Genomic DNA, 11,308 nt, shown 5'->3' on the forward strand with positions numbered 1-11,308 from the left:
CTCTTCGGGCAGGGCGACCGGCTCGGCCGGGGCGACCGGCGCCGGCGGCGCGCTGACCACCGGCGCCGCGGCGACCGCCGGGGTTTCCAGCGGACGGATGACGGCCGGCGCGATGTGCGGCGGATCGACCAGGGCGCTGTATTCGCGCACCACGCTGCCGCGGCCCCAGTTGGCCTCGATCAGGAAGGTCAGGAAGGGTTCGTTGAAGCGGCTGGAGGTGGTGACGCGGATGACCGGCTGGCCCTGGGCGTTGCGGCCGACCTCCATCTGCAGGTTGGCGGTCAGGCCGACCGGGCGTTCCAGGCCGACGCGGGCAAAGGCCTCGGGTGACGCCAGGCGGACCTCGAGCTCCTCGAGTTCACCCGGGGCCGCGGACAGGATGGGGATTTCGGCGACCAGCGGCTGGTTCAGGCCCGACTTCACCTCGAGCGCGCCCAGGCCCAGGGCGTGGACGGGCGCGGCGCCAAAGGCGAGAGCAAGAGCCAACGGAAGCTGCAGATGCCTGATTTTCACGCGCGGTTTCTCCCCGACTGTGGATGGCGCGACCACTCCCCTGCGGTAGCCCCGACGTCATTGCTGGCGAATATACCGGTCAGGAACGGACTTTGACCACGAGTTCAGCCAGTTGTACGGCGTTGAGCGCCGCGCCCTTGCGGATGTTGTCGGCGACGATCCACAGGTCCAGGCCACGCGGATGCGAGATGTCCTCGCGGATGCGGCCCACATAAACCGGGTCGGTGCCGGCGGCATGGGTCACCGGCGTCGGGTAGCCGCCGGCCTCGCGATCGTCCACCACTTCGACGCCCGGCGCGGCTTCGAGCAGCTCGCGCGCCTCGGCGGCGCCCAGCTTGCGGCGGGTCTCCAGGTGCACGGCCTCGGCGTGGCCGAAGAACACCGGCACGCGCACGGCGGTCGGGTTCACCTGGATCGAATCGTCGCCCAGGATCTTCCGGGTCTCCCAGACCATCTTCATTTCTTCCTTGGTGAAGCCGTTGTCCAGGAATTCGTCGATGTGCGGGATCAGGTTGAAGGCGATCTGGACCGGGAACTTCGCCGGTTCATGCGGCTGGAAGTTGAGCATCGCGGCGGTCTGCCGGCCCAGCTCTTCCATGGCGCTGCGACCAGCGCCCGACACCGACTGGTAGGTGGCGACATTGATGCGCTCGATGCCGGCGGCGCGATGGATCGGCGCCAGCGCGACCAGCATCTGCATGGTCGAACAGTTGGGGTTGGCGATGATGCCGCGCGGGCGGTTCTCCACCTGTTCGGGATTCACCTCGGCCACGACCAGCGGTACGTCGTCGTCATAGCGGAAGGCCGAGCTGTTGTCGATGACCACGGCGCCGGCGGCGGCGAATCTGGGCGCGAATTCCTTCGACACCGAGCCACCGGCGGAAAACAGCGCGACGTCGATGCCGGTGGGGTCGAAGCCGGCCAGGTCCTCGACCACCAGTTTCTGCGAACCAAAGCTGATCTTTTCGCCGGCCGAGCGCGCGCTGGCGAGCAGGTGCAGTTTGCCGATGGGGAAATTGCGCTCGGCCAGGATCGCCAGCATCGCCTCGCCCACCGCACCGGTGGCGCCAACTACCGCAACATTGAAAGTCTTGTCGCTCATGGATCTTCCGTAGCAAAAATCGGGGGAACGTCAGCCGCCGGGAACCTTCGGCGTGACCGGCGCGACGTCGGCGTTCTGGGCGCGGTGGCGCAGGGCGTGGTCCATCAGCACCAGGGCCAGCATGGCTTCGCAGATGGGCGGCGCGCGCAGGCCGACACAGGGGTCGTGGCGGCCGGTGGTGATGACCTCAACGGCGGCGCCGCTGCGGTCGACCGTGGCCCCGGGCAGGCGCAGGCTGGAGGTGGGCTTGAAGGCCACCGACACGTCGATCGGCTGGCCGCTGGAAATGCCGCCCAGGATGCCGCCGGCGTGGTTGCTGGCGAAACCTTCGGGCGACATCAGGTCGCGGTGTTCGCTGCCCTTCTGGGTGACGCAGGCAAAACCGGCGCCGATCTCCACGCCCTTGACGGCGTTGATGGACATCATGGCCGCGGCGATCTCGGCGTCGAGCTTGCCGTAGACCGGTTCACCCCAGCCCGGCGGCACGCCCAGGGCCTGCACCTGCACGCGGGCGCCGGCGGAGTCGCCGGACTTGCGCAGCGCGTCCATGAAGGCCTCGAGTTCGGCCACCTGCCCCGCGTCGGGCCAGAAGAAGGGATTGGATTCAACCGCGTCCCAGTCGAAGCGGCCCGGCACCAGGCCGGCCACCTGCGACACGCAGGCGCGCACCTGCACGCCGAAACGATCGGACAGCCACTTGCGGGCGATGACGCCGGCCGCCACCCGCATGGTGGTTTCGCGGGCCGAACTGCGGCCACCGCCGCGCGGGTCGCGGATGCCGTACTTGTGCAGGTAGGTGTAGTCGGCGTGGCCCGGGCGGAACTGGTCGGCGATCTTCGCGTAGTCCTTGCTGCGCGCATCGGTGTTGCGCACCAGCAGGGCGATTGGCGTACCCGTGGTCTGGCCCTCGAACACGCCGCTTAGGATCTCGACCTCGTCGGCCTCGTGGCGCTGCGAGGTGTGCCGGGTCTTGCCGGTGGCACGGCGCGACAGGTCGTGGCTGAAGTCTTCCGGTGCCAGGGCGATGCCAGGCGGGCAGCCATCAACGACGCAGCCGATCGCCGGCCCGTGGCTTTCACCAAAGGTGGTGACCCGAAGCAGGCGGCCGAAGCTGTTGTCGCTCACGTGGGCTCAGGCCCTGCGCGCATCGGCCAGCGCCTTGATGCTGGCGTGGTGGGCCACCAGGTCTTCGCGTTCGACCACGAAGATGCCCATCTGGCCGACCTTGAACTCGACCCAGTTGAAGGGCACGTCCGGCAGCAGCTTCACCAGCGCGCGTTCGCTTTCGCCGACCTCGCAGATCAGCAGGCCGTGCTCGGAAAGATGGCGGGGCGCGTCGCGCAGGATTTCCAGCGCCAGGTCCAGGCCGTCGTCGCCGGCGCGCAGTCCCAGTTCCGGCTCGTGCTTGTATTCCGCCGGCAGCGCGTCGGTTTCGGCGTGGGTGACGTAGGGCGGATTCGTGACAATGAGGTCGTAGACCTCGCCGTCGAGGTTGTGGAACAGGTCCGAATGCACCAGGCGCACGTTGTCCGCGTGCAGGCGCTCGACGTTTTCGCGGGCCAGCGCCAGCGCGTCTTCGCTGAGGTCGACGCCATCCACCTGCCAGTGCGGGTGGTAGTGCGCGGTGGCGATGGCGATGCAGCCCGAACCGGTGCACATGTCCAGCACGCGGCTGACTTCGCGACCGCCGAGCCAGGGTTCGAAACCGGTTTCGATCAGTTCGGCGATGGGCGAACGCGGCACCAGCGCGCGCGAATCGGACTTGAAGCTCAGGCCGGCGAACCAGGCCTCGCCGGTGAGGTAACAGGCCGGGATGCGTTCGTTGATGCGGCGCGTGAACAGCGACAGGACTTCCTGCCGTTCTTCGGTGGTCAGCCGCGCCTGGCCGTAGGCCGGGCCCAGGTCGTGCGGCAGGTGCAGGGCGTGCAGCACCAGCTGGGTGGACTCGTCCAGGGCGTTGTCCATGCTGTGGCCGAAACTGAGGCCAGCGGCGTTGAAACGGCTGGCGCCGTAGCGGATGAAGTCGATGATGGTGGCAAGTTCCGCCGGCATGTTCTTGAAATCCCTTGCAATGGCCGGAGTATAGCCGCGCCCGGCCTATAATTGCCGGCATCCACCAGGCCCCCGGGGTTCCACGTGTTCAATCGCCAGACGCTGCTCATCCTTGTCGCCGCCATCGCCGCCGGGCTTGGCCTCTGGGCCGCCCAGGTCCTGATGTCGCCGGGCACGGCGCCCTCCCCGGCGGCCCCGGTCGCCGCGCTGCCCGCGGTGGACCCGGACCAGCTCAAGGCCGTGCGCCTGTTCCCGGCGCCGCGCACCGTGCCGGCCTTCGCGCTGCAGCAGTCCGACGACACGGCGCTGGAGCCGGCCGAGCTGCAGGGCCGCTGGACGGTGGTGTTCCTGGGCTTCACCAACTGCCCCGACGTCTGCCCGACCACGCTGACCGACCTGTCCCGCGCCCAGGCGCAGTGGGACCACCTGCCCGAAGGTCGCCGGCCGCGGGTCCTGTTCGTCTCCGTGGACCCGGAGCGCGACACGCCGGCCAAGACCGGTGAATACGCCCGCTACTTCCACGCCGACACCCTGGCCGCCACCGCGCCCGAGCCGGCGCTGGAAAATTTCGCCACCAGCCTGGGCCTGGTCTACATGAAGGTGCCGCTCGAGGACGGCGACTACACCATGGACCACTCCAGCGCCCTGGTGGTGCTGGACGCGCAGGGCCGCCAGGTGGGCCTGATCCGCCCGCCCTTCGTGCCCGAGGACATCGCCGCCGACCTGGCGCTGCTGGCCGAGGTGGCGCCGTGAGCCCGAAGGTCGCGCTGCAGTACCTGCTGCCGCACCGGCTGCTTTCGCGCCTGGCCTATGGCGTGGCGCGGTCCACCAACGGCCGCTTCAAGGACTGGCTGATCGCGCTGGTGATCCGCAAGTTCGGCGTCGACATGTCCGAAGCCGCCGACCCGGAGCCGCGCAACTACCCGCACTTCAATGCCTTCTTCACCCGCGAACTGCGCCCGGGCGCGCGCGTCGCGGACGCCGACCCCGACACGCTGCTGATGCCGGCCGACGGCAAGGTCAGCCAGGTCGGGCGCATCGAGCAGGGCCGCATCTTCCAGGCCAAGGGCCAGTCCTTCACCGCCGCCGAACTGCTGGGCGACGAGGCCATGGCCGCGCCCTACGCCGACGGCTGGTTCGCCAACGTCTACCTTTCGCCGCGCGACTACCACCGCGTGCACATGCCCTGGGCAGGCACCCTGGTCGAAACCCTGCACGTGCCGGGCCGGCTGTTCACGGTCGCGCCCTGGGGCGTGCAGGCGATCCCGCGCCTGTTCGCGCGCAACGAACGCCTGGTCTGCCACTTCGAAACCGACTTCGGGCCGATGTGTTCGGTGATGGTCGGCGCGATGCTGGTTTCGGGCGTGGAAACGGTGTGGAACGGCGTCGAGATCCCCGCCTATGCCAACAAGCTGATCCGCCGCGACTGGCGCGGCCAGGGCGTCACCCTCGGCCGCTTCGCCGAAATGGCGCGCTTCAACTACGGTTCGACCGTGGTGCTGCTGTTCCCGCGCGACGCCGTCGAACTCGACAGTTTCGCCACCGAAACCCAGACCCGCGTCGGCCAGCGCCTGGGCCGCGTCCGGCGCTGAATAAACGCTAGACTGCCCACATGCGCAGCAGTGGCCAGCACGCAATCCGCCTGTTCCAGAGCCTCGAGCATCCTTGCGGCTACTGGCCCGACCGCCTGGCGCGCGACCTGATCATCGACCCCACCGACCCGCACCTGCCGTCGGTGTATGGCCAGGCGCTGGCGATGGGTTTCCGCCGCAGCGGGGGCCACGTCTACCGGCCCTATTGCGCCAGCTGCCGGGCCTGCATTTCGGTGCGCATCCCGGCCGAACGTTTCGAACCCAACCGCGCCCAGAAACGCTGCCTGGCCCGGAACGCCGACCTGGCAATGAGCATCGCGCCGCCCGAGCGCACCGAAGAAAACTTCGCGCTCTACCGCCACTACCTCGACACCCGCCACGCCGGTGGCGGCATGGACGACCCGGCGCCGGAAAACTTCGATGCCTTCCTGGCCTGCCGCTGGAGCCCGACCGAGTTCATGGAGTTCCGGCTCGACGGGCGACTGGTCGCCCTGGCGGTCACCGACGTCCTGCCCGACGGGCTGTCGGCCGTCTACACCTTCTTCGACCCCGCGCTGGCCGCGCGCAGCCTGGGCACCTACGCGATCCTGGCCCAGGTCGAACGCGCCCGGCGCGAGGCCCGCGGCTACGTTTACCTGGGTTTCTGGATCGACGGCCACCGCAAGATGGCCTACAAGCGCGCCTACCGGCCGCTGGAATACCTCGACGGCCCCCGCTGGCGGACCCTGCCGGACCCGGAATGAGCGACGGCGTCACGTCCATCGGGCACAATCGCGCCCCATGCACCCTGCCCTCCGTATTGGCCTGCTGGCCCTTTCCCTGTTCGTCCTGGCGGCCTGCCGGACCAATGGCCCCGTCGCCACGGCCGCCGATCCGGTGAGCCTGCGGGTCGCCACCTTCAATACCTCGCTTTACACCGAAGAAGCCGGCGGCCTGCTGGCGCGGCTGCAGGCCGGCGACCCGGAGGCGCGCAAGATCGCCGCGGTGATCCAGCGCCAGCGCCCGGACGTGCTGCTGATCAATGAGTTCGACTACGACGCCGAAGGTGCCGCCGCAGCGCTGTTCATGCGCGACTACCTGGGCGTCGGGCAGCACGGCCAGGAAGCGATCACCTATCCCTACCACTACATCGCGCCGGTCAATACCGGCGAACCCAGCGGCCTGGACCTCGACCTCAACGGCCGCGTCGCCACCCAGGGCCGCGAGCGCGGCAACGACGCCTGGGGTTACGGCCTGCACCCGGGCCAGTACGGCATGCTGGTGCTGTCGCGTTACCCGATCGACACGGATGCGGCGCGAAGCTTCCGCCTGCTGCGCTGGGCCGCGATGCCGGGCGCGCTTTCGCCGAAGGACCCGGCCACGGGCGAGGCCTGGTATCCGGAAGAAACCTGGCGCCAGCTGCGGCTGAGCTCGAAGTCGCACTGGGACCTGCCCATCAACACGCCGCTGGGCACCGTGCACCTGCTGGCCGCGCATCCGACGCCGCCGGTGTTCGATGGCAAGGAACGGCGCAACGCCGCCCGCAACCACGACGAGATCAGGCTGTGGGCGGAGTATGTTTCGCCGGGTGACAAACCCTGGCTGTGCGACGACCAGTCGCGCTGCGGCGGCCTGCCCGAAGGCGAACGTTTCGTGATCGTCGGCGACTACAACGCCGACCCGGCCGACGGCAGCAGCCTGCCGGGCACGATCCAGCAGCTGCTCGAACATCCGCGCGTGCTGCGTTACGCCACGCCGCGCAGCGATGGCGCGGTGGCCGCTTCCGGCGAAACCGCCGCCAACGAAGGCCAGTCTTCTTCGCCCGCGCACGACACCGCTCAGTTCGGTCCGCGCAACGGCAATTTCCGCGTGGACTACGTGCTGCCGTCTGTGGGCTTCGGCGTGACCGGCAGCGGCGTGTTCTGGCCGGCGCCTGGCCAGCCCGGGGCGGAGTGGCTCGACGCCACCGACCACCACATGGTCTGGGTCGACCTGACTAACCCAGACTGACCTGCAGGGCTTCGGCCGCACGCCGCGCTTTGGCGCGCGCGGCGTCAACGTCGGTATCGCGGGCCAGGGTGACGGCGACGCGGCGGTGGCCTTCCACGCGCGGCTTGCCGAACAGGCGCAGCTGGGTGTCGGGCTCGGCCAGCGCGCCGTCCACGTTGCCGAACTCCGGCACGCCGTGGCCGGTGGCCAGCACCGCGCAGGACGCCGAAGGCCCCAGGCAACGGATCACCGGGATGGGCAGGCCCAGGATGGCGCGGGCGTGCAAGGCGAACTCGCTCAGTTCCTGCGACACCAGCGTGACCAGTCCGGTGTCGTGCGGGCGAGGCGACACTTCACTGAACCACACCTCGTCGCCCTTCACGAACAGCTCGACGCCGAACAGCCCCCAGCCACCCAGGTCGTCGGTGATCGCCTTGGCGATTTCGCGCGAACGCGCCAGCGCCGCGTCCGACATCGGCTGCGGCATCCAGCTTTCCCGGTAGTCCCCGTCCACCTGCAGGTGGCCGATGGGATCGCAATAAGAAGTCCCGTCGCGGTGGCGCACGGTCAGCAGGGTGATTTCGTAGTCGAAATCCACGAAACCCTCGACGATGCAGCGGCCCTGCCCGGCCCGGCCGCCGGACTGGGCGTAGGCCCAGGCCTTGGCGACATCGGCTTCGCTGCGCACGGTGCTCTGGCCCTTGCCCGAGGACGACATCACCGGCTTCACCACGCAGGGCAGGCCGATCGCCGCCACGGCCTCGAGGTACTCGGCTTCGGTATCGACGAAGCGGTAGGGCGAGGTCGGCAGGCCCAGGGTTTCGGCCGCAAGGCGGCGAATGCCCTCGCGGTCCATCGTCAAACGTGCGGCGCGCGCCGTCGGCACCACGCGCTGGCCCTTGTCGGCTTCCAACTCGACCAGGGTCGGCGTGTGGATGGCTTCGATCTCGGGAACGACCAGATCGGGCTTTTCGTGGGCAATCAGGTCGCGCAGCGCCGCCGGGTCAAGCATGTTCAGCGTGTGCGAACGATGCGCGACCTGCATGGCCGGCGCGTCGGCGTAGCGGTCGGCGGCGATCACCTCGACCCCGAAACGCTGCAGCTCGATGGCGACTTCCTTGCCCAGCTCACCCGAGCCAAGCAGCAGGACACGGCGGGCGGAGGCGGACAGCGGCGTGCCCAGGGTGACGGACGTCTGGTCGGACATGGCGGCGATTCAGAAGGCGGGGAAGCCGCCATTGTAGCGGCGGTCGCCGCGTCGCCGGCTCGCGCTGCTTTCTGTCATGCTCGGGCACTAGCCTGACGACCCGACATGACCCGTTTCCCGACTGCCCGCCCCCTCGCCGCCATGCTGCTGTCCACCCTGCTGCTTGCCGCCGCCACGGCCCAGGCCGCGCGCTGGAGCGAGCCTGAAATCAGCGGCCTGGTGACCCACCGCGCCATCGGCGAAATAAGCGGCCTGGCCGCGGCCACGCACTTCCCCGGCCATTATTGGGCCATCAACGACAGCGGCAGCCCGGCGCAGCTGCACCTGGTGGACGGCAAGGGCAGCTATCGCGGCAGCGTGGACACACCCGGCGTGCCCAACCGCGACTGGGAAGACCTGGCCAGCTTCCGCTTCGAAGGCGGCGACTACCTGCTGATCGCCGACGTCGGCGACAACGGCGGCCTGCGCCGCGAACTGCAGCTGTACGTGCTTGAACAGCCGCGTGAACTGGACCAGCCGGCGCTGCTGGCCTGGACGATCCGCTTCACCTGGCCCGACGGCGCCCGCGACTGCGAGGCCGCCGCCGTGGACCCCGTGGCCGGTGAAATCCTGCTGGTCTCGAAAAAGCGCGTGCCGGCGGAACTGTTCCGCGTGCCACTGCGCCCGGGCCGCGACCCGGTGGTGGCCGAACGCCTGGGCACCCTGCCCGGCATCGAACAGCCCAACGCCCAGACCCTGATGGACAACCCGGTCTATGGCCGCTACCGCGCCCAGGTGACCGCCGCCGACCTGAGCCCCAACGGCCGGGTGCTGGCCGTGCTGAACTACCAGTCGGTGCACTTCCTGATCCGCCCGCGCGGCGGCGACTGGCGCGGGGTGCTGGACCAGGGGGGCAAGATGCCGCACCTGCTGATGCCCTGGCTGCCCCAGGCCGAGGCCCTGGCCTTCGACCCGGCGGGCACGGAAATCGTGATCGGCAGCGAGCAGCTGCCCTCGCCTTTCCTGCGCTACCGGCTCATCCGCTAGCCAAGCCACTGATTTTAAAAGCTTTGCCGGGCCCGGCCGGACGGGTGACTTCCGGGGGGTGACTTTTGATATCTATTTGATATCATCCCTTCATTCCCCAGGAGGCTCGTCATGAAAGAACAGACCATCCGCTCCTTCCCCGGCATCCCCACGCTGCTGCTGATGATCGTCGCGGCGGGTTTCGCCATCTTCCTGTTCGTCCAGAACCTGCCTGGCAGCGGCGGCGCAAGCGGCATGGCGCTGTTCTTCAGCGCACTGATCATGCTGCTGGTGGTGGTCGGACTGGGCGGCTTCTACATGGTCGAACCCAACCAGGCTGCCGTGCTGAGCCTGTTCGGCAAGTACGTGGGCACGGTCAAGGACCAGGGCCTGCGCTGGAACAACCCGTTCTTCTCGGCCAAGAAGGTCAGCCTGCGCGTGCGCAACTTCGAGTCGGGCAAGCTCAAGGTCAACGAGCTCGACGGCAGCCCGATCGAAATCGCCTCGGTGATCGTCTGGCAGGTCGTGGACTCGGCCGAGGCCGTCTACAACGTCGACGACTACGAAAGTTTCGTGCACATCCAGTCCGAAGCCGCGCTGCGCGCCATGGCCACGGTTTATCCCTACGACCAGCACGAAGAGGGCACCATCGCCCTGCGCAGCCACGCGACCGAGATCTCCAAGCACCTCACCGATGAAATCCAGGACCGCCTGGCCCAGGCCGGCGTTCACGTCATCGAAGCGCGCATCAGCCACCTGGCCTACGCGCCGGAAATCGCCCAGGCCATGCTGCAGCGCCAGCAGGCCAGCGCGATCATCGCCGCCCGCACCCGCATCGTCGAAGGCGCGGTGAGCATGGTCGAGATGGCGCTTGAACAGCTGTCGGACCGCAACGTGGTCGAGCTCGACCCCGAACGCCGGGCGCAGATGGTGTCCAACCTGCTGGTGGTGCTGTGCGCCGAACGCGGCACGCAGCCGGTGGTGAACGCCGGCAGCGTGTACTGAGGCCGGGATCTTGGCGGAAAAAAAAGCCTACCCGCTGCGCATCAATGCCCAGGTGCTGGACGCCGTCCAGCGCTGGGCCGACGACGAGCTGCGTTCGGTGAACGCCCAGATCGAATACGTGCTGCGCGAAGCCCTGCGCAAGCAGGGCCGCCTGAAAAAACCGGAAGAGAACGGCGATGACTGACAATTTCCGCAACTTCGCCCTGCCCCCCATTGGCAAGGCGGCGATCTGGTTCGCCGTGGTGCTGGGCACGCTGGTGCCGGCCACCACCGCGGTCCTGGCTATCGCCTTCGCCCGCGCCGAAGGGGAAAAAGCCGTGCTGATCCTGGCGATGCAGGCCCTGGTCGCGCTGCTGATCCTGGCCATACTGCTGCCGATGTGGCGGCGCCAGGTCGCCTTCGACGGCAAGCAGCTTCGCGTCAAGGCCACCTACTACAGCCGGCAGTCGCCGCTGTCGGACTTCCGGCTCGACCAGGCGCGCGTGGTGGACACGCGCGAGCACACCGAATTCAAGCCGATGCTCAAGACCAATGGTTTCGGACTGCCCGGCTACTGGGCCGGCCACTTCATGCTGCGCGACAAGCGCAAGGCCTTTTGCCTGGTCACCGACGTCTCGAAGGTGCTGGCGCTGCCGCACGCCGACGGCCGGGTCTGGCTGCTGAGCTTCGAACACCCGCAGGCGGTGCTGGACATCCTGCGCCGCGCCAGCGCCTGAGGGGCTAAGGTGGCAGGCATGGGGCCTGTCCGATTCCTGTTGTTGCTGGTGTTGTTCGCGCTGCCGCAGCTGCCCGCAGGCGCGGCGGTGCGCGGCGACGAGACCCGCACGTCCATCGCCAGCCGGTTCCTGGCCATGCTTGAAGAGG

The 11,308-nt window shown here is 68.8% G+C and carries 12 protein-coding genes and 1 pseudogene; 8 read left to right on the forward strand and 5 right to left on the reverse strand.

Annotated features, from left to right (window positions below):
- From AACZ35_RS08460 to prmB, 4 genes and pseudogenes are all read right to left on the reverse strand, one after another.
- Positions 1–513, reverse strand: a pseudogene (locus tag AACZ35_RS08460) (hypothetical protein); the annotation flags it as partial.
- A gap of 79 nt (positions 514–592) precedes the next feature.
- Entirely contained in the window at positions 593–1,615 is a 1,023-nt protein-coding gene (locus AACZ35_RS08465; RefSeq protein ID WP_339828201.1) for an aspartate-semialdehyde dehydrogenase, read from the reverse strand.
- A gap of 30 nt (positions 1,616–1,645) precedes the next feature.
- Complete coding sequence (aroC, locus tag AACZ35_RS08470; RefSeq protein WP_339828202.1) at positions 1,646–2,740, reverse strand: chorismate synthase; 1,095 nt, start codon at positions 2,738–2,740, stop codon at positions 1,646–1,648.
- Positions 2,741–2,746: 6 nt separating this feature from the next.
- On the reverse strand, positions 2,747–3,667 hold the full coding sequence (prmB, locus tag AACZ35_RS08475) for a 50S ribosomal protein L3 N(5)-glutamine methyltransferase (RefSeq protein ID WP_339828204.1): 921 nt from the start codon (positions 3,665–3,667) through the stop codon (positions 2,747–2,749).
- An 84-nt stretch (positions 3,668–3,751) separates the two neighbouring features.
- On the opposite strand from prmB, the gene AACZ35_RS08480 reads away from it, so the two are divergent.
- Genes AACZ35_RS08480 through AACZ35_RS08495 form a run of 4 tightly spaced genes read left to right on the forward strand, consistent with a single transcriptional unit; the run spans position 3,752 to position 7,248 of the window.
- A complete protein-coding gene (locus tag AACZ35_RS08480) occupies positions 3,752–4,420 on the forward strand; it encodes an SCO family protein (protein ID WP_339828205.1) in 669 nt (222 codons plus the stop codon).
- On the forward strand, positions 4,417–5,259 hold the full coding sequence (gene asd, locus AACZ35_RS08485) for an archaetidylserine decarboxylase (RefSeq protein WP_339828207.1): 843 nt from the start codon (positions 4,417–4,419) through the stop codon (positions 5,257–5,259). Before AACZ35_RS08480 ends, asd begins: the two co-directional genes overlap by 4 nt.
- A 20-nt stretch (positions 5,260–5,279) precedes the next feature.
- Complete coding sequence (locus AACZ35_RS08490) at positions 5,280–6,002, forward strand: arginyltransferase (RefSeq protein ID WP_339828208.1); 723 nt, start codon at positions 5,280–5,282, stop codon at positions 6,000–6,002.
- Positions 6,003–6,039: 37 nt separating this feature from the next.
- Positions 6,040–7,248: an endonuclease/exonuclease/phosphatase family protein gene (locus AACZ35_RS08495; protein ID WP_339828209.1), complete on the forward strand. Its 1,209-nt coding sequence runs from the start codon at positions 6,040–6,042 to the stop codon at positions 7,246–7,248.
- On the opposite strand, the gene purT is transcribed toward AACZ35_RS08495, so the two are convergent.
- Complete coding sequence (gene purT, locus AACZ35_RS08500) at positions 7,235–8,434, reverse strand: formate-dependent phosphoribosylglycinamide formyltransferase (RefSeq protein ID WP_339828210.1); 1,200 nt, start codon at positions 8,432–8,434, stop codon at positions 7,235–7,237. The two genes, AACZ35_RS08495 and purT, sit on opposite strands and share 14 nt — an antisense overlap.
- 105 nt (positions 8,435–8,539) lie before the next feature.
- Between purT and AACZ35_RS08505 the strand changes: the two genes are divergently transcribed.
- From AACZ35_RS08505 to AACZ35_RS08520, 4 genes are all read left to right on the forward strand, one after another.
- A complete protein-coding gene (locus AACZ35_RS08505) occupies positions 8,540–9,460 on the forward strand; it encodes a hypothetical protein (protein WP_339828211.1) in 921 nt (306 codons plus the stop codon).
- A gap of 111 nt (positions 9,461–9,571) precedes the next feature.
- Positions 9,572–10,444: an SPFH domain-containing protein gene (locus tag AACZ35_RS08510; protein ID WP_339828212.1), complete on the forward strand. Its 873-nt coding sequence runs from the start codon at positions 9,572–9,574 to the stop codon at positions 10,442–10,444.
- Between the two features lie 10 nt (positions 10,445–10,454).
- Entirely contained in the window at positions 10,455–10,628 is a 174-nt protein-coding gene (locus AACZ35_RS08515; RefSeq protein WP_339828213.1) for an Arc family DNA-binding protein, read from the forward strand.
- On the forward strand, positions 10,621–11,160 hold the full coding sequence (locus tag AACZ35_RS08520; RefSeq protein ID WP_339828214.1) for a PH domain-containing protein: 540 nt from the start codon (positions 10,621–10,623) through the stop codon (positions 11,158–11,160). Before AACZ35_RS08515 ends, AACZ35_RS08520 begins: the two co-directional genes overlap by 8 nt.
- The last annotated feature ends 148 nt before the right edge of the window (positions 11,161–11,308 follow it).

The sequence above is a fragment of the uncultured Arenimonas sp. genome (genome assembly GCF_963976025.1).
In the GTDB taxonomy this organism is placed as follows: domain Bacteria; phylum Pseudomonadota; class Gammaproteobacteria; order Xanthomonadales; family Xanthomonadaceae; genus Arenimonas.